Raw genomic sequence first — 18,953 nt, forward strand, 5'->3', positions numbered from 1 at the left:
CGCGCGACGCGGGACACCGCGGTGGCATGGGCGCACTGAAACCAGGCCGGAGCGCAGGTCACAGCGTCTCCCGCAGTCCGGTCACCACCCCGTGACCAGCGGGTGCGGCGCGGTCACCGCAGCGCTTGGCGTGCGGCGACGAAGTCGCGGGCGTGTCCGGCCTCGTCCCCGGCGTCGTCGCGGAACAGGGCGGCCGCTCCGGTGTCGCCGACGGCCTGTGCCTTCCGCGCGAAGTCCGGATACATCGTCCGCGATTCGTACTGCTCACCGGTGACGGCCTTGGTGAGGTTGTCGCGCGTGGAGCGGACCAGCCCCGCCAGTGCCGCCTCACCGGTGAAGTGCTCGCGCAGTTCGACGTCGCCTGCGCCGGTGAACAGCCGTGCCAACGGCTTGTTGCCCCAGGCTTCGGCGTGCTTGGCGAACAGGGCGTATTTGGCGTGTGCCAGCGCCTCGCCGTGCATGGCGGTGTCCAGGTTCGCCTTGGTGCGGGCCGCACGGACCTGGGGCATCCCCGCGCGAACGCGCACCGGGCTGACGTCCGGCGGTTTGGGGATGCTGCCCTTGCCTGTCGTCAGCACGCGCAGCGCCGCCAGGAACCGCTGGTGGTGGCCCGCCTCGTCCTTGGCGATCTCCGCGAACAGCTCCGCAGCCTTGGTGTCGCCGTCCTCCTTGGCCTGCCGGGCGAAGCCCGGATACATCACCCGCGACTCATACGACTCGCCCTCGGCGGCAGCGCGGAGATTGGCGGCGTCGCTGCCCACCAGGCCGGTCAAGGTGGCCGCCTCCGTGAAGTGCTCCCCCAGCTCGACCGAGGCCACCCGCTGGAACAGCGAGGCCACGGCGGACAGTTTCTGGGCTCGCGCCTGCTCGGCGAAGACCGAGTACGAGGCGTTCGCGAACGCCTCACCCCCCAGGGACTTCTCCAGGTCCGCGGAAGTTCCGGCGTGCAGACCGTGCGGCATACCACCCGCTGGCGGACGGATGGCGGCGGCGGGGGTGCTGAGGCCGACGGCGAGCGCCACTGCTGCCAGGGCGCATATGCGGTGCGGGATCACACTGACCTCCTCAAGGTCTTGGAATCTCGTGCTGCGGGCATCTACGCCATGGCACCAAGGACACCCGTGTCGGGCCAGGCCGGACCGTCATCCGAGTGAACGACTGTTACTCGTCGTCACGCTTCGCCCGCTGCTCCATACGCGCCCGGTTCCCCGGGCTGACGACGCGTCCACCGGACAATGCCCGCAGCAGCAGCCATGTCGGCGCCCGGCCGGCGCTGCATGTCAAAGGAGATCCCGTGAGTGTCGGCTTGTTCAATGGCCTCCCCAGCCATCCCCTTTTCGTTCACGGCGTCGTGGTGCTGATTCCGCTGACGGCGCTGGCGCTCGTCGCCTGCACGCTCTGGCCGACCGTGGCCCGCCGGTTCAGCTGGCCGCTGCCCGTGCTCGGACTTGTCACCTTGGCGCTGGTCGTACTGACCACCGAGTCCGGTGAGTGGCTGGAGGAGCGGGTGAAGGAGACCGCGCTGGTGGAAAGGCATACCGAAATGGGTGAAGGACTGACCCCGTGGGCGATCGCCCTGTTCGTCCTCACCACCGCCGTGTGGTGGCTGGGCCGCGTCACCGCCCCGAGGGATCCCGCCAAGGGCGACACGGTCACTCCCGCCACCTCTCGCCGGGCATCCAGCGCGGTTCGGCTCGCCTCCTCGGTACCCGTACGCGTCGCGGCCGTGGTGCTCGCACTGGCCGTGACCGTCGGCGCGGTCTTCGAGGTCTACCGGATCGGCGACTCCGGTGCGAAGGCGGTCTGGCAGGGCGAATTCACCACCGGCGAGCCGGGGGCGGGTCAGTGACGCACTCACGCCGGGCCGTGGTCGTCGTCCATGCGATGGAGAGCGAACCCGCGAGCCGCAAGGACCAGTTACTGCTGACCGTCGCACCCCACCACGTCCTCGGCGGCGCCGTCCTGGCCGCGCTCGCGGTCGGCGCGGACCCCGTTCAGATGTGCCGGCCGCGCAGCGCGCCGTCCAGTACCGGCAACTGCGCGCGGCTCTGGACGAACGACACGTCCCTCGCGCGGCGCGACCTGGCCCCCGCTGGGTTGCCGCGCCCCGGGCGGGTGTGCTCGTGGCGCTTCCCCACTCGGTCTGCGGGCTGAACGACCAGTGCGGTCCCTGCCGCTTCGGGCTGCCCGCCGTGGCCGGGGACTTCGCCGCGCCGGCCGCCGGATGGCCCGACCCCGATCTGCTGCCCCGGCCGCACCGCAGGAGCGGCGTCCTCCACACCGGGGCGCCTACCGCCCGGCGTACCCCCGGAGACCTGGCGACGACCGCCTCAAGGACCCTGTGCGTCGACGACCGCACAGCCTGCACCGGGCGCGGCTTGTGCGGCGAACTCCTCCCCGAACCGACCGGCCTCGGCGCATGGGGCTCCCCCGTCATCAGGAACCGGGCCGTCCCCGACCACCTGCGCGCCCACGCCCGCCGGGCCGCCGCAGCCCGCCCCGCCCCGTCCTGGTCCTGCCGCCTCGACACCGGCCGGTGATGACGAGCACGCGCCACCACGGCCGTCCGGACCCGGAGCAGAGCCGGACGGCCCCTGCCTCCGGGACCTGCTGCCACCATGGGATGGAGAGGAACAGCCCCAACGGTCACCGCGCCGCACAGACCGAGGTGCGCCATGAACCACACCACAGCTCGACCACGCCACCTGACCGCCGCAGTCACCTCCCGGCTCGAACCCGTCCTCCTGACCGTCACCGCGGCAGCACTGACGGGTGGCGGCATCGCCTGGCTCGCTGATGCGCGCGGCCTCGCCGACCTGTTCTGGGCGCTGGGCACCGTTGCTGCCGTCGTCCCCGCGATCGGGTGGGTGCTGGCCGCGCTACGGCGTGGACACGCAGGGGTCGACCTGATCGCGGTACTCGCGCTCGGCGGCACCCTGGCTGTGGGCGAATACCTGGCCGGCGCCCTGATCGCGCTCATGCTCGCCACCGGCCGCACTCTGGAATCCGCCGCCCAGCGGCGTGCCTCCCACGACCTGCGCGCCCTGCTCGAACACGCGCCGCGCTCGGCACATCGCCGCACCGACACCGGAGTGGCCACGGTGCCCCTGGGAGAAGTCACCGTCGGCGACCTGCTTGTCGTCCGCCCCGGGGAGGTCGTGCCCGTCGACGGCCGCGTGGAAAGCGCCGCCGCCGTCCTCGACGAGTCAGTGCTCACTGGCGAGCCTCTCCAGGTCGAGCGGGTCCAGGGCGAGGCAGTGCGCAGCGGCGTGGTCAACGCGGGCGGCGCCTTCGAACTGCGCGCCACCACCACCGAACAGGACAGCACCTACGCCGGAATCGTCCGCCTGGCCCAGCAGGCCGGGGCCGAGTCCGCACCGGTCGTACGGCTGGCCGACCGCTACGCGGCCTGGTTCCTCCCGCTGTCCCTCGTCGTGGCGGGGCTGGCCTGGCTGATCAGCGGCTCTGCGGTACGCGCGGTCGCCGTCCTGGTCGTCGCCACCCCCTGCCCCCTGCTGCTGGCCGCCCCGGTCGCCATCGTGTCCGGCCTGTCCCGGGCCTCCCGCCTCGGCGTCGTCATCCGCGACGGCGGCGCACTGGAGAACCTCGGCCACGCCCGCACCCTCCTGCTCGACAAGACCGGCACCCTCACCCGCGGCCGCCCCCGCGTCCTCGACGTCACCGCCGCCCCCGGCGTGAAACCTGCAGAGGTACTGCGTCTGGCAGCCTCGGTCGACCAGTACTCGCCGCATGTCCTGGCCCAGGCCATCGTCGACACCGCCCGGGAACGCAAGTTGAAGCTGTCCGCACCGACCGACGTCAGCGAGGAACCCGGCCGCGGCGCCACCGGCATCGTGGACGGCCACCAGGTCTCCGTCGGCCGCCCCGACCCCATAGCCACACACCCCGTCTGGGCCCGGGCCGTCGACAACCGCGCCCTCCTCGACGGCGCGGCCGTCGCCTGGCTGACCCTGGACGGCCGGCCGGCCGGTGCCGTCCTGCTGCGCGACCCCCTGCGCCACGACGCCCCTCGCACCCTGCGCCACCTGCGCACGGCAGGCATCGAACGGCTGCTGATGCTCACCGGCGACCGCGCCGCACCCGCGCATGAAGTAGCCGCCGTCCTCGGCCTCGACGACGTACGCGCCGAACTCAGCCCGGCCGACAAGGTCGCCGCCGTACGCGAAGAGCGCGAGCGCGCGGTCACCGTCATGGTCGGCGACGGCGTCAACGATGCCCCCGCCCTCGCCGCGGCCGACGTCGGCGTGGCCATGGGCGCCCACGGCTCCACCGCCTCCTCCGAAGCCGCCGACATCGTCTTGACCACCGACCGGGTCGACCGCCTCGCCGACGCCGTCACCATCGCCCAACGCGCCCGCCGCATCGCGGTCCAAAGTGCCCTGGGCGGCATGCTGATGTCCCTGGCCGCGATGGCCGCGGCTGCCGTCGGCCTGCTCCCACCCGCCGCCGGCGCGCTGCTGCAGGAAGGCATCGACGTCGCCGTCATCCTCAACGCCCTGCGCGCCCTGCACGTCGGCCAGGCCGCACGACCGGCCCTCACCCCCGCCGCCGAAGCGCTCATCCACCGTTTCGCCGCCGAACACGACGACCTCCAGGACGTCCTCGACGCCGTACGCGACGCCGCCGACCGCCTCTCCGACACCCCCGGCCCCAAAGCCCTCTCAGCCGTGGAAGAGACCCACCGGTTGCTCACCGAACGACTCCTGCCCCACGAATACGCCGAAGAACACCAGCTCTACCCCGCCCTCGCCCCCACCCTCGGCGGCCCCGAAGCCACCGCCACCATGAGCCGCGCCCACACCGAGATCGAACGCCTCTCCCGCCGCATCGCCACCCACCTTCAACTGGCCCACCCCGACGGCAGCCTGGCCCCCGAACAACTCGACGACCTGCGCTCCTGCCTCTACGGCCTCAACACCGTCCTGCGCCTGCACTTCACACAGGAAGAAGAGAACTACTTCTCCCTCGCACCCTGAAACCGCAGACCACCTGTACCGATCCCCGCCCGGCGCTCCCCCACCACCGCCATCCTGTCCGTGGGTCCGAAGGAGCGGTTCCGGCAAAACAGAGCCATCATCTCTCGCCGCCCCGGCCGGCCGCCGTGGCTCGTCAGTCGGGTGGCGGCGGCATCAGACCCTCGGCCAGGGGCATGTGACATGGGCATGCAAAGTTAGAGCCTGCCTACCCGCGAGGCCTTGGGCCGGCAGCCCGCATGGCGCGACATCCGGGCTCGCAACCGGTTGGTCTCGACGAGCACCCGGTCCGCATTGCGGATCCCATTCCGCCGGAGCAGGCGTTCACCGAGGCAGTTCACCGTGCAGGAGGCGTGCCACAAGCTCACCCGGACTCCACCTGGGCCTGGACGGGATACGAACCGCGCGCAGGAGGAGAGCCCGGTCAGGTGCATCTGTGCAGTACACAGGGCACGCGCGCGAGGTGCCGACAGGCGCGTCGGTAACATCCGCTAAGATATCGACGCTCGCGTCGTCAAGTTTGAGCAAAGGGCCATGTGCGTCCTGGCGCCGCTCCCCGTCACCCTCGTCGCTCGGAGATCCCGTGTTCCTTGCCCTACGCGATCTGCGCTTCGCCCGCGGTCGCTTCGCCCTGATGGGTGCGGTGGTCGCACTCATCGCCGTACTCGGCGTCCTGCTGTCCGGACTCGCCTCCGGTCTGGCGGATGCCGGTATATCCGGTCTGCACGCGCTGCCCATAACCCATATGGCCTTCGACGAGAAGGCGACCAGTGAGCAGTTCTCGCGCTCGACCGTGGAGCAGGAGGACTGGCAGGCATGGTCCAAGGCCCCGGGTGTGAAGCGGGCGGAGCCGTTCGGGAACACCCTGGCCAACGCCCAGGTGACCCAGGGCGCCAAGAAGGGCGAGCAGGTCAACCTCGCCGTCTTTGGCATGGCGCCGGACTCGCCTCTGGCCCCCAGCCCCACCAGGGGCGAGAGCCTGGAGCAGGGCGGTGCGGGCATCGTCATCACCCGGGAGATCGCCGACCTGGGTGTGGAGATCGGGGACGTCCTTACTGCGGACAGGAGCGAGGTGCGACTGAAGGTCGTCGGCCTGGTCGACAGGACCATCTCCTACGGCCACATCGGCGTCGCCTACGCCAACCTCGACACCTGGCGGCACCTGCACTACGGCCTGCCGGGTGACCTGCCCGAGGCCGCACGCCGACAAGCCACAGCCGTCGCCCTGACCTTGGAGGTCGGCACCGACGTCTCCGCCGTGGAGAAGGCGACCGCCACCCGCGCCAAGACCAAGGAGGCCACCTTCGACGCGTCCCCCGGCTACGCGGCCGAGTCGAGCACCATGGCCCTGATCAAGGGCTTCCTGTACGCCATCTCCGCCCTGGTCGTCGGCGCGTTCTTCACCGTCTGGACAGTACAGCGCAAGGCCGAGATCGCCCTGCTGAAGGCGCTCGGCGCCCCCACCGGATACATCCTGCGCGACGCGCTCGCCCAGGTCGTCGCCGTGCTCGTCGGCGCCACGGTGATCGGCACCGCCGTCGGCCTGGCCCTGGGGAGCGCGATGATCGGCAAGGCCCCCTTCTCCCTCTCCGCCCCGGCCATCGCCACCTCCTCCGGCCTCCTCATCGGCCTGGGAACCGTGGGCGCCGTCGTCGCCGTCCGCCGCATCACCGCCGTCGACCCCCTGACCGCTCTGGGAGCCACCCGATGACCACGCCCTCCACCGGCCACCGAACCGCCGCGGACGCCGCGGGCTCCGGTGGACTGCGACTGGACGACGTCACCCTCACCCTGGGCGACGGCGACACCGCCGTCACCGCCCTCGACCACGTCGGCCTGAGCGTCGCGCCCGGGGAGTTCGTCGCCGTCGTCGGCCCCTCGGGATCCGGCAAGTCCAGCCTCCTCGCCGTCGCAGGCGGCCTCCAGCGGCCCACCTCGGGCACCGTCCACATCGCCGGCACGGAGCTGACCGCCCTGTCGGACAAGCAGCGCACCGCGGCCCGCCGTCACCACATCGGCTTCGTCTTCCAGCAGTCGAACCTGCTGGCCTCCCTGACCGTCCGGGAACAACTCCTGCTGCCCCTGCACATCGACGGACACCTCGACGCCGCAGCCCGGACCAGGGCCGACGAACTCATCAAGGCGGTCGGCCTCACCCACCGCGCCGGCGCCCGCCCGCACCAGCTGTCCGGAGGCGAACGTCAGCGCGCGGGCCTGGCCCGGGCCCTGATGACCTCCCCCGCCCTCCTGCTCGTGGACGAGCCCACCTCCGCGCTGGACCGGGTACGTTCGGCGGAGGCGGTACGGCTGATCGCCGAGCAGACCCATGCGCGCGGCACAGCCACGGTCATGGTCACCCACGACACGGCGATAATGGACAGTGCCGACCGGGTGCACGAGATGGTCGACGGCCGCCTCTCCTGACCGGGGGCCGCAGGCCGGCATCTCCCTCCCGGCCCGTCCGCCACCCAGGAGCCTGCGCCGCATGCCGAAGATCAACGCCTCCACCGTCGCCGAACACCGCGCCCAGCAACGCGAGGCGCTGATCGGGGCAGCGATCGACATCCTGGTGAACGAGGGCGCCACCGCCGTCACACCCACGGCGGTCGGCGCCCGTGCCGGTCTGGCCCGCTCCAGCGTCTACCAGTACTTCAACTCCTCGGCAGCCCTGCTGGCCACCGTCACGGAAGAGGCATTCCGGCGCTCCAACCAGGCACTCACCAACGCCATGGCCGCCGCAAACGGCCCGCTGGAACGCGTCGAGGCGTTCTTCAGGGAAAGCCTCCGCCTCGGCGCCGAAGGCGCACACCGGCCTGCCGCCGCCCTCATGAGCGCCGGCCTCCATCCCGCCTGCCAGGAACGGCTGATGGAACTCCACCTGGAACAGGTCGAACCCTTCCGCGCCGCCGTGAGGGAAATCGGCGTCCCCGACCCCGCGCTCACGGCGGACCTGATCGCCGGGATGCTGCACACAGCCCTTGCCGCCGCCGACCGCGGCACCCCGCTCGACACGGTCACGGAACGCACTCTCGCACTCGTGCGCCGCTGCCTCACTACGGGCGGACAGCATGAACCACGAGGCGATGGAAGGTGACTGACATCCGGTCAGGACCTGCCTCGCGGAACGCCGGGGCGGCCAAAGCCGGGCTGGAAGTGACACCCGATCAAGGCGTTGCGGAAGAACGAAAGAACCGTCCGAAGTGTGAAGCCTCGGCCGGCAGCCCGTGCCGCACCCGCGGCGGGAAGGCCGCGGCGAAGTACCACTCACCCGGCGCGCCACCGCGGTGGCGGTGTTCCGGCAGTGCTGCGCGGATGTCTGTGACGCGGCACGCCCGCGTCAAGGACGGGAGTCAGCCGCTCTGCCTGATCGGCGATTCCGGCACAGGCAAGTCCCACATGCTCATCGCCCGTCCGCTACACCCTTGCGACGAAGCTGGTGAACGAGCTGGTCGAGGCCGCAGGGACCAGCCAAGCCTCACGACATGCTTCGCTCCTGGAGTGCGAACGACGCTCGTTCTTGCCACGTCGTGCCGTCGTGCACGATGAGTTCAACCGACGAGGCGGCACCGCCGTCATTTTCCGTGACATCCCGAGTACAGATGATCACTGAACGCTGTCAGAACCCATGGACAACCGCTGTCGCCTGAAGTGAACGAAGCCACGCCGGGCTGGGCCGGGAGGCTGCGGTAGAAGTGGTCCGCGATCACCGAGGGGGCGATCAGCAACTTCCCCGTCACGGGCCGGTCTTGAGGATGTGCCCGGCGGGGCTGCGGGTGTGGAGCCGGCCGGGCAGGGGGGTCAGCGCCCCCACGGCAAGGAGTACGGCCGGGCCGCGGTCGCGAGCCGGCTGACCGGGGGTACCACCACGACCGCGCCGAACACTTCCGAGAGCGCCCGCCCATGTCGCAGGTCGCGTGCGCCGCGGGCATCCGGACGTAGCCGCGATCGTCCGATTCGGCGCGCTGCCGCACCGGAAAGCCGCAAAAAAGCAAATATCATACATATATCATCTACACTATAGACGATAGCATACGTCTGCAGCAACTAAGGTGGTCGCTGTGACTTCACAGCGCAGCACCAGAGCAGAGGGCCCGGAAAGCGGGCCTGACATGGAGGATGACTTCGGCTTTGCCCTCGGTGTGGTCTTTCGCGCCTACGCGAAGGTCGTCGAGGCGGCCGTCGCCGAGATCCCCGGGGGTCCCCGCGGCTACTTCACACTCATGGCTGCCATCCAGGGCCACGCCAACAGCCAGCGGGCCTTGGCCAAGCGACTGGGAATCGACCGCACGATCATGACGTATCTCCTGGACGACCTGGAACGCGCCGACCTGGTGGAACGCAAGCCGGACCCCGCCGACCGCAGGAGTCGGCACATCGTCGCCACCGAGCACGGAAGACAGCGCTGGGAGCAACTCAGCGGCCCGGTCGGCCTGGCCGAGCAGCAACTCCTGGACATTTTGCCCGAGAAGTCGCGGGCCACCTTCCGCACCTTGCTGCGCACCCTCGCCCACCACGTAAGCCCGGACAACCCCATGGCGATCGCCTCCCAAAAGCCCGACCGGCCACCCGCTGGTCGCTCGGGCCGGCGATCCACCACCTGACCTCGCGGCTATGACTCGCACAGTTCGCCAGGCTGGAAGGCAACATCGGCGTGAGTCATCTCCTGGAGCAATCCCTGGAGCGGTGTGCTACCGGGACACGGCCGCCGACCGGTCCCTGGCCGCAGTACGGCAGGGCCGGGGCGCGGCACGTCCCGGCCCTGTTCTCGTCACTCCGCGTGCTGGAGTTCTGCGGTCTCCGCGCTCCCGGCCGCGACCTTCGACTGGCTCCTCGGATTGCCGGCGTTGACGGCGAAGAACGCGACCAGAGCCGCGGCAGCGAGGAATCCCGTGCCCCACCAGTAGGCCATGGAGTAGCCGTGCACCAGCGACAGGTTGGTGAGGGATGCGGAGCCGTGGTGGGAGGCGACGTATCCGGTGGTGGCGCTTGCGGCGATGGTGTTCAACAGCGCGGTGCCGATGGAGCCGCCCATCTGCTGAGCGGTGCTGGTCATTGCGGAAGCGACTCCGACATCGCGAGGCTCGACACCGTGGGCTCCCAGGCTGAATGCGGGCATGAACGCCGTGCCGATTCCGACACCCACCACGATCTCGGCAACCGCGATGAAGCCGAACGAGGAATCGACGTCGAGCAAGGCGAGCAGCAGCACACCGGCGCCGGACACCGCGTAGCCGACACCCATCAGCAGGCCGGGCCGCACCCGGTGCGAGAGGCGGGCACCGATCTGCGTGGAGCCGATGGCCTGCGCGGCGGCCATCGGGATGAAGGCCGCACCGCTCTGCACCGGTGAGTATCCCTTCACCAACTGGAAGTAGTAGCTGAGGAAGAGGAACATCCCGAACATGGACATGACGGACAAAGCCAGGGAAAGATAGGAGCCCGCCCGGTTGCGTTCCGTAAGGACGCGCAGCGGCAGCAGCGGCGACTTCACCTTGGCCTCCAGCACGACGAAGGCCGCCAGCAGGAGGATGGACAGGACGAACATGCTGATGGTCACACCGGCGTCCCAGCCGTCGCTCTCCGCTTTGGCGAAGCCGAACACCAGGGCGACGGCACCTCCGCTGGCGAGGATGGCCCCCGGGACGTCCAGACGTCCGCGGCCCGCGTGCGCGCCGGCGTCACGGACGACGGCCAGGACGCCGGTGATGCCGATGGCAGCGATGGGAAGGTTGATGTAGAACCCCCAGCGCCAGTCGGTGTACTCGGTGAACACTCCACCGAGCAGCAGGCCGAGGGCGCCGCCCGCGGTGGCGATGGCGCCGTAGATGCCGAAGGCCTTGGCACGCTCTTTGACATCGGTGAACGCCAGCGAGATCAGCGCCAGGGCGGCGGGAGCGAGGAGCGCGCCGAAGACGCCCTGGAGGGCGCGGGCAGTCAGGAGCGTGGACAGGTTCTGCGCCGCGCCGCCTATGCCGGAGGCCAGGGCGAAGCCGACCAGTCCGATCACGAACACCCTCTTGCGGCCCCAGAGGTCGCCCAGGCGCCCGCCCAGAATGAGCAGGCCTCCAAAAGCCAAGCCGTAGGCGGTGATGACCCATTGCCGACCGCCGTCGGTGAAGTGGAGGTCATGCTGAGCAGACGGCAGAGCGATGTTCATGATCGCCCCGTCGAGGAAGACCATCAGCTGGGCTATGGCGATGAACAGCAGGGCCAACCAGCGCCGGGGGTCGGGATGGTGGACGTCTTGGGACATGACTGGCATTCCTTGAAGGTGTCGGTTGCCGGCCAGGCCTTTGCAGCCGGGCCGCGTGAATGGAAGGTCTGCGCCTTCCCGGGGGTGCAGGCGCGCTCGACGGCGTCGGTCAGGCGCGGAGATGGCATGACGTCGGGCGCCATGCGAGTTCCGGCGGCCCGGGTCCGGGGCGAGCCGGGAGGGCAAGCGGGCGTCGTTGCCGCCCATGGGGTGACGGAGTTCGGTGGGCGCGTCGTGACCCACGCACGACTCCGGTTCCCGGAGGAAGCGGACAACGGTGTCCGCGCCTCACGCGGCGGCCAGGCGGCAATGGGCGGCAATGGGCGGCAATGGGCGGCTTGCATCCAAGGCTCTTCGGGCATGGGGCCCAGTCATGATTCCTCCGCCGAACCGGCCATCCCACATCCATTTTAATACGAACGATCGTTAAATTAAGTACGCATGCACATACCCAGCTCGTGTGGCGACATGACGTCGGAACCCGCCGCTGCGGAGTCAGCGAAGGCAGTTCAGGGCGACCTCCGCGGCCCGCGTCAGCGCGGCCCGATCCGGATTTATGGCCCCCATGACCCGCAGGCCCTGGAAGGCCATGGCGAGGAATCCAGCGAGGTCTGCGGCGCTCTGGCCAGCCGGGATCTCGCCCCGTCCTTGCGCCTCGGCAATGACCTCGAAGAGTGTGAGCTCCAGCAGCTGCGTCGTTGCGCGAAGCCGCTCGGCCACCTGCGCATCGCTGTGCGCACGCTCCATCGCCGCCCCAACAATCAGGCACGACGCCTGGCCGGGGCCGCAGGTCACTTCGTCGATCACCGCCGCGAAAGCCGCACGGATCGTCTCGCGCGCATCACCGCCGGCACGCAGCATCTCGATGAACGGCAGTGCGTAGCGCCGCCGGTACAAGTCCAGTGCGGCCAGGTAGAGACCTTCCTTGCTGCCGAAGGCCGCATAGATCGATCCACTGCCGATCTCCATGGCGTTCGCCAGGTCACGCACGGACGTGCCACCGTACCCGGTGCGCCGGAACGCCTGCATGGCCGCCGTGACGGCGGCCTCGGTGTCGAACTCGCGAGTACGTGCCATACACCCGACCGTACCTATTGATGGAACGATCGGCAAATAACCGTGAGGCCCTGCGGAGCCGCCGGTCAAAGCCGGCTGCTACGTGCGGCGGCACGGCGTCACGGCGGGAGTTACCGGTCCTGGATCCTGCAAACGAGGTGCGACAGCAACCGGCGGTCGCCCCAGCACGGGGTCCGGACGCGCCCACAGCAGGTCGTCGGGGCATGTGGGAGCGCCGGTACCCGTGGCCCTCATTCCAACCGTCGCCGACAACGGTGCCCCGGCCGTTCGCAGGTACCGGCGGCACTCAGCCCCGGCACGAGGTGGAGACCGAGAAGGCCGGCGTTCGACAGACGTCACATGGTTGAGTTCCGGCTGTCGGGTTCGGCGGCGGTCATGCCGTATGCGTCCGCGATGAGGCCGAATGACCGCAGGCGCGTCTGCAATCCGTGGACGTAGCTGGTGATGAGCAGTTCGTCGGCCTGCGTGCGTTCCACCAGCCGGTCGAGGCCCTCCCGTACGACGTCCGGGGTGCCGTACTCCACGGTTGCCGTCCCGTTCCTCACGAATTCCTTTTCCGAGGGACCGAAAACTGGTTCCGTGCTTCCTGCGGAGTGGGCATGAGGGCCTTGTGGCCACGCTGGGTAGGCATCATGGATATGACACCGGTGAGGACCTGAGCATAGGCCTCGCTCTCGTCCCCGGCAGCCAGCGCCTGCACGGTCACCATGGCGTAGGGCCGGTCCAGGACCGCCGAGGGCCGGACCGCAGGGAAGTGGGGCGCCTCCCGTCACGAGAATCTGTGTCGTTCGCCCAAGTATAATCTTTATCGTTCGTTCAAACAGGACGTATGCTGCACCCATGGGGTGCGTCAGAGACATCGAAAGGTTGCCCCACGCAGTGCTCACTGAGGCGGCGGACGAGACCGTACGCGACCGCCGCGGGCAGCCCTGGCTGATCGTCGGCACCGAATGGATCCGGCTCGGCCTGGACGAAGCGCCATTCCCACTCCCCCGACTTCACCGCTGCCATACACGCCACCGCCTGATGAACGCCATCGAGAGCGCCTCGGCCGAACGGACAGTACACATCTTCGGCTGATCCGGCCGGACGCCCCGGCCGGGCACGACACCACCCCGCTGCACATACGCAACTCCGGCCCGTATCAAGAGGAAAAAGATGAAAACAGTTGGAGTATCCGAATTCGGAGGGCCGGAAGCGCTGCGCGTTTTCGAGGTGCCCGAGCCTCATGCCGGTCCCGGGCAGGTACGCATCCGGGTCCACGCCGCCACGGTGAACCCCGGTGACCGCTACCTGCGTATGGGGGCGCTCGGCCCCACATCCCCCGCACCCCCGTATGTCCCTGGCATGGAAGCAGCCGGGGTGCTGGACGAGATCGGCACCGGGACGGAGACCGATCTGCGCCTGGGGGACCGGGTGATGGCGATGGCCGACCCGACCAGTGCCCTGGGCGGCGCCTACGCGCAGTACGTCGTCCTGCCCTCGGAGCAGGTCGCCCGCGCGCCCCCAGGGCACGACCCACGCCGAGGCGGCAACCCTGCCCATGAACGGGCTGACCGCGCGGCTCGCTGTCGACCTGACCGGGCTCTCACCAGGGCAGACACTCGCGGTCACCGGCGCGGCGGGAGCCGTCGGCGGCTACGTGACCCAGATGGCCAAAGCGGGCGGACTCATCGTCGTCGCGGACGCCTCGCCGGCCGATGAGGAGCCCGTGCGCTCGTTCGGTGCCGACATCGTCGTACCCCGGGGTGGCGATGTTGCTCGGCACATCCTGCGGGCCGTGCCGGCGGGAGTGGCAGGGCTGATCGACGCAGCGGTCATCGGTTCGGCGGCGGTGGCCCCGGCGGTCCATGACGGCGGCGTCATCGTCACCGTCCTCGGCGAAGGACCCCGCGCCCTCAGCCCCGACGTGATACGGCAGCGGTCTCTGCGCGTGCGCATGGCCTTCGTCCCCGACTACCTGGGCGACCGCAGCCGGCTCGACGACCTGCGTGAACAGACCGAAGCCGGCAAGCTGACCCTGCGCGTGGCTCGCACCTTCGCTCCCGAACATGCCTCCGAGGCCCACCGTCTGTTGGAGGCGGGCGGCGTACGGGGTCGCCTCGTCCTGGAGTTCTGAACCGCCCCGCCTGCGTTCGCGGAGGCGGCGCAGGGGAACTCACCGCGGAGGCGGCCGGCCGCGGCACCGGATCCGTGGCCCCTCGCGTCGCGAACCGCCCGCTCGGGGGGACGGGCCCGCTCAGCGCGACGCGTGGAACGCGCCGCGCTGAGTTCCGGCCGCGGAAGCGGAACCCGCCCGGTGCGGATCAGGTGTCACTTCCCGGCCACAAAGGCGCGGGTGGGGAACACCGTTCCGGTGAAGTGAGGGCCGATGGTCACGGTGCCGGGCCGGGAGAGTTCCCCGACGAGCGCGTGCCGGGAGGCGACCGCGGCCTGGGGGTCGAGGTCGCCGGTCCAGCACATGTCCGGGTGCAGGACCTCGGCCGCCGTGTGCACGGCGTCGCCAACGACGATCGCGCGTTGAGTGCCCTCCCCGGACAGGACGAAGCTCACATGTCCCGGGGTGTGCCCGGGTGTGAGAAGGGCCTCGATTCCCTGGTGCGGCTGGTCGCCGGTGCGCAGGTCGTGGCGGCGTGAGCCGATGACGCTGTACTGCCGCGGGGTCGGTGCGGTCAGACGTGCCATGTTGGCGGGCTGACCCCAGAAGTCGAATTCGCCGACGCCGACGAAATACTCGGCGTTGGGGAACGTGGGTTCGGTGGAGACGTCGTCGGGGGTGATCCAGCCGACGTGGTCGGCGTGAAGGTGGGACAGGAGGATCGCGTCGATGTCGTCCGGCCGCAGGTTGGTCTCCGCGAGACTGTCCAGTAGTTGCCCGCCCGCCATCACGCCGACGGCCAGGGCGGGGTCCGGGGACGGTATGGGGATGACACGCGGCCCGATTCCGGTGTCGATGAGTATGCGTGCGGCAGGTGTCTCGACGAGAAGGGCGCCGACACTGAGCAGCAGCATGCCGTCCTCGTCGAGCAGCTTCAGCTCGGGATCCCGCGCGAGGTGCACATGTTCCGGGTAGGCCTGCAGAGGATGGGCGCGGATGATGCCGTCGGGAAGGTAGCGGACATTCAGGTCCCCCAGACGCATGGCTTCGCCGGGTGCGGGTGTCGCGGTCATGTTCTTTCTCCTGAAAAGGCTTGTACGGGGCGCCGGCGACCGGTCACTCCGCTCACCACGGCGACGAGCAGCCAGATGATCACTCCGGCGAGAGCCGCCACGACATAGCCGCCGTCGTCGGGGTAGGGCGATCCATGCGGTGTGCGGGATTCCAGGACGACGGCGGTCAGCACGCTGCCGACGCCGTAACCGACATAGCGGAATACCTGGTTGAAGCCGAGTGCGCTGCCGCGTTGATCGCTGCCGGTGTTCTCCACGATGAGCCCCGGTGCGGTGGAGAAGATGATGCCGATTCCGATGCCCGCCACGAGCATCGCGGCCACCAGACCCGGCAGGCGGTGCCGCCAGAGGGCGAACAACGCCATCGCGGCCATCATCACGACACCGGCCAGCGGCAGCGTCCAGCGTGCCGGGAGCCACCTGCCCAGTCGGCGGGTGATCCATCCGGCGGCGAGACTCCCCAGCGCCTGCGGAAGCATGAGAAGACCGGCGACCACGGCGGACTTGTCGAGCCCTCCGGTCGTCGCCGGGGCCTGAATCATGCGGGTGCTCACGGACAGCAGCAGGTACATCCCGATCCCGGCCAGCAGCACGGTGACATGGGCGCTGAGCACCGGACGCACCCGCAGCTGCCGGAGGTCGACCAGCGGGTGTTCCGTACGCGTCTCAAACCAGGCCCAGGCCGCGCCCACGAGCAGCGCCGTAACGCCGGCTGTCACGGTGGCGGGCGACGTCCAGCCCCAGTTCCCGCCTTCGGAGGCGGCCAGGATCAAAGCCGTGACCGGTAGGGCGAACAGGACGGCGCCAGGCACGTCGATCGCTGACGCGGGGCGGTCACGGGGGGCGGGGACGACGGCCGGCGCGGCGAGCAGGGCCGCCACGGTGACCGCGGCACCGAACCAGTAGGCGCCGGAAATGCCCGCACCCTGGGCGAGAACCCCGGTGAGGGGGTAACCGAGCCCGACACCCGCCGCGTTGACGATCGAGAGGATCGCGACGGCGCGCTTTCGCCGATCGGGATCGCCGGAGAAGGTGTCGCCGGCGACCGCGATGGTCATCGGTGCCAGGCCCTGCCCGGCTCCCTGCAGGGCGCGGCCGATCAGGAGCACAGGGAAATTCGAGGTTCCCAGGGCGGCGACGACCGAGCCGATCGCCACGAGCGTGAGTGCCACCAGAACCGCGATGCGCCGGTGACGGGTGTCACTGAGCCTGCCCATCACGGGGGTGATCGCCACCGCGACGAGGACGGTGATGGTGAGGGTCCACTGAGCCGTCGCCAGGGACACCTGCGTGGACTGGGCGATGGCCGGCATGAGCGGGGCGCCCAGGCTGCTGACCAGGGCGCCCACGAGGGTGATCAGAAGAAGACCGGCGACCCGCCCCCGGTCCCCCCGCGCAGGGGAGACCGGGGCGGTGTGTCTCACGGTGGGGATGGGATTCACCGCTACCTCAGGCCCAGTCGAATTCGATGACGGGCTTGATCTCGCTCCACGTACGCATCCGCTCGAACGCCGTGTTGATCTCGTCGAGCCGGTACCGGTTCGAGAGCAGGGCGTCCCAGGCGAAGCGGTCCGCGTGGGTGCGGAGGAAGTCCAGGGCCTTCCAGTAGTGGTCGACGCCGGCGGATCGGGACCCGATCAGCGTCGCCTGCTTGTGCATGATCACACTGGGGTTGAACGGCATGTCGCGCTGATGGGCCTGGCCGACGATGAGGTAGCGGCCACCGGGCCGGAGCATGTCGATGCCCTCGGAGAAGGCCGACGGGACGCCGGACATCTCCAGCACGACCTCGGCGCCCAGGCCGTCGGTCAGGTCCTTCACGAACGCTGCGCGCTCCGCGGGGGAGGTGACCTCGGCGACATCGACGCATACGTCGGCGCCCCACTGGGCGGCGACCTCGAGTCGCTCGGCGGGACCGCCGATCACGATGACCCGGCCCGCACCCTCGGCGACCGCCTTGGCCACGGCGAACAGTCCGACCGGTCCGGCGCCCTGCACCACGACCGTGTCGGTCGCGGCTATTCGGCCCAGCCGTTCGAAGCCGTGCATCACCGTGCGCAGCGAGCACGCCGCGGCGGAGGCCACCGCGTCCGGGACATCGTCCGGGACGCGGACCCTGCCCGCGGTCGGGTACACGTACCCGAATTCGGAGAAACCGCCGTGCAGGAACGGGTAGGTGTGAGCGCTCTCGGTCATGTAACGGCGCCGGTTCTCGCACAGGCTCGGCTCGCCGTCGATGACGCAGGCGCGGCAGCGGCCGCACATGCCGTGGGTCCAGACGATCCGATCGCCCTCCGCGAGCGGCTGGCCGAGCGAGTCGGTGCGCGGACCGTCGCCGAAGGCCGCGATCCGTCCCACCATCTCATGCCCGAGAATCAGGGGAAGTGTGCCGCCGACCTCGCCTGCGGAGCCGTCTGCGACATGGATGTCGGTGCCGCACAGCGTCGCGGCGGTCATGCGGACCAGCAGCGCGTCCCGCTCGATGACCGCGGGGATCTCCACGTCCAGTACCTGTAGTGCTTCGCCGGTGGCGGTCAGTGCGGCCGCGCGGCTGGTCGCCGGGATCTCGGCGGTCACGCGTCACCCCGCTCCGCTGTGGCGTCCTTGCGGGCACGGGCCACCATGCGGGCCGCTTCGACCAGACCCGCGGCGCCGGCGAGGCCGCGTTCCAGTACCTCGGAGGGGTCACCGCCGCCTGCGCGCACGGCGTCGGCGAAGTGGTGCATGTCCTTGTGCATGAGCGTGTGGACGTGTTCGGCCAGTTCCGGCGTGATGTCGCCGCCGAGGGCGCGGAGCGCCGCGCTGCCGCCACTGCTGGCGGAGACCACGTCGATGAGGGCCGGAATGTCCAGACCGGCCTGGGCGGCCAGACCGAGGACGTCCTCGGCGTTCTTCATGTTGGTGATGGTCAGCGCGTTGTTGAACAGCTTGGTGAACTGCCCAGCGCCGGCCGGCCCCATCAGCTTGACCGTGTCACTGAACGTGGCGAACACCGGCAGGGCCGCCTCGAAGGCGTCCCGGGACCCGCCGGTGAAGGTGGTCAGGGTGCGGGCGCGGGCGCCGGGGCTGCCGCCGCTCACGGGCGCGTCGAGGTAGACCCCTCCGGCCCGGGCGACGTGTTCGGCGATGCGTACGGCCTCGGTGGGGTCGCCGGTGCCGTGGTTGACGATGATCGTCCCCGGAGCGACAGCGGCCAGCAGGCCCTGGCCGTCCAGGACGTCCCAGAGGTCGGCGTCGTCGCGCAGGCACAACCCGATCATCTGGACGGACGCCCCGAGTTCGGCCACGGTGCCGTGAACGGTGTGCGGGACCTTCTCCACCGCGGACAGCGAGGCGGGGCGCCGGGCCCAGACGTGCAGCTCGAAGCCGTGCTCGCCGATGGCTTCCGCCATGGGGCCGCCCTGGTCACCGAGACCGATGAAGCCGATCTTCTCGATTGTCACCTTCATTGCGCATTT

Annotated in this window: 18 protein-coding genes and 2 pseudogenes; 12 read left to right on the forward strand and 8 right to left on the reverse strand. The window is 70.1% G+C overall.

The features are described 5' to 3' along the window. Window positions 1-113: 113 nt before the first annotated feature. On the reverse strand, window positions 114-1,055 hold the full coding sequence (locus ACRWNP_RS24725; RefSeq protein ID WP_431964898.1) for a ferritin family protein: 942 nt from the start codon (window positions 1,053-1,055) through the stop codon (window positions 114-116). A 239-nt stretch (window positions 1,056-1,294) separates the two neighbouring features. Between ACRWNP_RS24725 and ACRWNP_RS24730 the strand changes: the two genes are divergently transcribed. The 9 genes and pseudogenes from ACRWNP_RS24730 (at window position 1,295) to ACRWNP_RS24770 (ending at window position 9,595) form a co-directional block, all read left to right on the forward strand. After that, window positions 1,295-1,849, forward strand: coding sequence for a DUF2231 domain-containing protein (locus ACRWNP_RS24730; RefSeq protein ID WP_431964900.1), 555 nt, complete (start codon window positions 1,295-1,297; stop codon window positions 1,847-1,849). Then, entirely contained in the window at window positions 1,846-2,154 is a 309-nt protein-coding gene (locus ACRWNP_RS24735) for a hypothetical protein (RefSeq protein ID WP_431964902.1), read from the forward strand. The genes ACRWNP_RS24730 and ACRWNP_RS24735 overlap by 4 nt, the downstream gene beginning before the upstream one ends. After that, a complete protein-coding gene (locus ACRWNP_RS24740; RefSeq protein ID WP_431964904.1) occupies window positions 2,124-2,540 on the forward strand; it encodes a ferredoxin in 417 nt (138 codons plus the stop codon). The genes ACRWNP_RS24735 and ACRWNP_RS24740 overlap by 31 nt, the downstream gene beginning before the upstream one ends. A 135-nt stretch (window positions 2,541-2,675) precedes the next feature. Further along, on the forward strand, window positions 2,676-4,997 hold the full coding sequence (locus tag ACRWNP_RS24745; RefSeq protein ID WP_431964906.1) for a heavy metal translocating P-type ATPase: 2,322 nt from the start codon (window positions 2,676-2,678) through the stop codon (window positions 4,995-4,997). A 580-nt stretch (window positions 4,998-5,577) separates the two neighbouring features. Then, complete coding sequence (locus ACRWNP_RS24750) at window positions 5,578-6,705, forward strand: ABC transporter permease (protein WP_431964908.1); 1,128 nt, start codon at window positions 5,578-5,580, stop codon at window positions 6,703-6,705. Further along, window positions 6,702-7,418 (forward strand): ABC transporter ATP-binding protein, encoded by a 717-nt coding sequence (locus ACRWNP_RS24755; protein ID WP_431964910.1) that lies wholly within the window; start codon window positions 6,702-6,704, stop codon window positions 7,416-7,418. Before ACRWNP_RS24750 ends, ACRWNP_RS24755 begins: the two co-directional genes overlap by 4 nt. Window positions 7,419-7,479: 61 nt before the next feature. After that, a complete protein-coding gene (locus ACRWNP_RS24760; protein ID WP_431964912.1) occupies window positions 7,480-8,088 on the forward strand; it encodes a TetR/AcrR family transcriptional regulator in 609 nt (202 codons plus the stop codon). 254 nt (window positions 8,089-8,342) lie between these two features. Continuing rightward, a pseudogene (locus ACRWNP_RS24765) lies at window positions 8,343-8,475 on the forward strand (IS21-like element helper ATPase IstB); the annotation flags it as partial. 628 nt (window positions 8,476-9,103) lie between these two features. Next, window positions 9,104-9,595 carry a MarR family winged helix-turn-helix transcriptional regulator gene (locus ACRWNP_RS24770; protein WP_431964914.1) on the forward strand — a complete coding sequence of 164 codons (492 nt, stop codon included), beginning with the start codon at window positions 9,104-9,106 and terminating at the stop codon, window positions 9,593-9,595. A gap of 167 nt (window positions 9,596-9,762) precedes the next feature. On the opposite strand, the gene ACRWNP_RS24775 is transcribed toward ACRWNP_RS24770, so the two are convergent. The 3 genes from ACRWNP_RS24775 to ACRWNP_RS24785 all read right to left on the reverse strand — a co-directional run bounded on the left by ACRWNP_RS24775 (window position 9,763) and on the right by ACRWNP_RS24785 (window position 12,869). Next, window positions 9,763-11,247, reverse strand: coding sequence for a DHA2 family efflux MFS transporter permease subunit (locus ACRWNP_RS24775; RefSeq protein WP_431964916.1), 1,485 nt, complete (start codon window positions 11,245-11,247; stop codon window positions 9,763-9,765). Between the two features lie 495 nt (window positions 11,248-11,742). After that, window positions 11,743-12,324, reverse strand: a complete 582-nt coding sequence (locus ACRWNP_RS24780) for a TetR/AcrR family transcriptional regulator (RefSeq protein WP_431964918.1) — start codon at window positions 12,322-12,324, stop codon at window positions 11,743-11,745. 335 nt (window positions 12,325-12,659) lie between these two features. Beyond that, window positions 12,660-12,869, reverse strand: coding sequence for a hypothetical protein (locus ACRWNP_RS24785; RefSeq protein WP_431964920.1), 210 nt, complete (start codon window positions 12,867-12,869; stop codon window positions 12,660-12,662). Window positions 12,870-13,203: 334 nt separating this feature from the next. Between ACRWNP_RS24785 and ACRWNP_RS24790 the strand changes: the two genes are divergently transcribed. From ACRWNP_RS24790 to ACRWNP_RS24800, 3 genes and pseudogenes are all read left to right on the forward strand, one after another. After that, the gene (locus tag ACRWNP_RS24790) at window positions 13,204-13,404 is read left to right on the forward strand and encodes a hypothetical protein (protein ID WP_431964922.1); all 201 of its coding nucleotides are present in this window, start codon (window positions 13,204-13,206) and stop codon (window positions 13,402-13,404) included. Window positions 13,405-13,482: 78 nt separating this feature from the next. Beyond that, window positions 13,483-13,770: pseudogene (locus tag ACRWNP_RS24795) on the forward strand (alcohol dehydrogenase catalytic domain-containing protein); the annotation flags it as partial. A gap of 97 nt (window positions 13,771-13,867) precedes the next feature. Further along, window positions 13,868-14,443, forward strand: coding sequence for a zinc-binding dehydrogenase (locus ACRWNP_RS24800; RefSeq protein ID WP_431964924.1), 576 nt, complete (start codon window positions 13,868-13,870; stop codon window positions 14,441-14,443). 194 nt (window positions 14,444-14,637) lie between these two features. On the opposite strand, the gene ACRWNP_RS24805 is transcribed toward ACRWNP_RS24800, so the two are convergent. Genes ACRWNP_RS24805 through ACRWNP_RS24820 form a run of 4 tightly spaced genes read right to left on the reverse strand, consistent with a single transcriptional unit; the run spans window position 14,638 to window position 18,944 of the window. After that, window positions 14,638-15,495 carry an MBL fold metallo-hydrolase gene (locus tag ACRWNP_RS24805; RefSeq protein WP_431964926.1) on the reverse strand — a complete coding sequence of 286 codons (858 nt, stop codon included), beginning with the start codon at window positions 15,493-15,495 and terminating at the stop codon, window positions 14,638-14,640. Then, window positions 15,492-16,919: an MFS transporter gene (locus ACRWNP_RS24810; protein WP_431964928.1), complete on the reverse strand. Its 1,428-nt coding sequence runs from the start codon at window positions 16,917-16,919 to the stop codon at window positions 15,492-15,494. The genes ACRWNP_RS24805 and ACRWNP_RS24810 overlap by 4 nt, the downstream gene beginning before the upstream one ends. A gap of 25 nt (window positions 16,920-16,944) precedes the next feature. Further along, window positions 16,945-18,072: a zinc-binding dehydrogenase gene (locus tag ACRWNP_RS24815; RefSeq protein ID WP_431964930.1), complete on the reverse strand. Its 1,128-nt coding sequence runs from the start codon at window positions 18,070-18,072 to the stop codon at window positions 16,945-16,947. Next, window positions 18,069-18,944: an NAD(P)-dependent oxidoreductase gene (locus ACRWNP_RS24820; RefSeq protein ID WP_431964932.1), complete on the reverse strand. Its 876-nt coding sequence runs from the start codon at window positions 18,942-18,944 to the stop codon at window positions 18,069-18,071. The genes ACRWNP_RS24815 and ACRWNP_RS24820 overlap by 4 nt, the downstream gene beginning before the upstream one ends. Window positions 18,945-18,953 lie beyond the last annotated feature (9 nt).

This window comes from Actinacidiphila sp. bgisy160, from assembly GCF_965342435.1.
GTDB lineage: Bacteria > Actinomycetota > Actinomycetes > Streptomycetales > Streptomycetaceae > Actinacidiphila.

What these genes read in the sequence shown, in the direction of transcription:
- ACRWNP_RS24755 (WP_431964910.1), top strand. Translation starts at nt 6,702, where the DNA reads ATGACCACGCCCTCCACCGGCCACCGAACCGCCGCGGACGCCGCGGGC.
- ACRWNP_RS24800 (WP_431964924.1), top strand. Translation starts at nt 13,868, where the DNA reads ATGAACGGGCTGACCGCGCGGCTCGCTGTCGACCTGACCGGGCTCTCA.
- ACRWNP_RS24805 (WP_431964926.1), bottom strand. Translation starts at nt 15,495, where the DNA reads ATGACCGCGACACCCGCACCCGGCGAAGCCATGCGTCTGGGGGACCTG.
- ACRWNP_RS24770 (WP_431964914.1), top strand. Translation starts at nt 9,104, where the DNA reads ATGGAGGATGACTTCGGCTTTGCCCTCGGTGTGGTCTTTCGCGCCTAC.
- ACRWNP_RS24820 (WP_431964932.1), bottom strand. Translation starts at nt 18,944, where the DNA reads ATGAAGGTGACAATCGAGAAGATCGGCTTCATCGGTCTCGGTGACCAG.
- ACRWNP_RS24775 (WP_431964916.1), bottom strand. Translation starts at nt 11,247, where the DNA reads ATGTCCCAAGACGTCCACCATCCCGACCCCCGGCGCTGGTTGGCCCTG.
- ACRWNP_RS24760 (WP_431964912.1), top strand. Translation starts at nt 7,480, where the DNA reads ATGCCGAAGATCAACGCCTCCACCGTCGCCGAACACCGCGCCCAGCAA.
- ACRWNP_RS24780 (WP_431964918.1), bottom strand. Translation starts at nt 12,324, where the DNA reads ATGGCACGTACTCGCGAGTTCGACACCGAGGCCGCCGTCACGGCGGCC.
- ACRWNP_RS24745 (WP_431964906.1), top strand. Translation starts at nt 2,676, where the DNA reads ATGAACCACACCACAGCTCGACCACGCCACCTGACCGCCGCAGTCACC.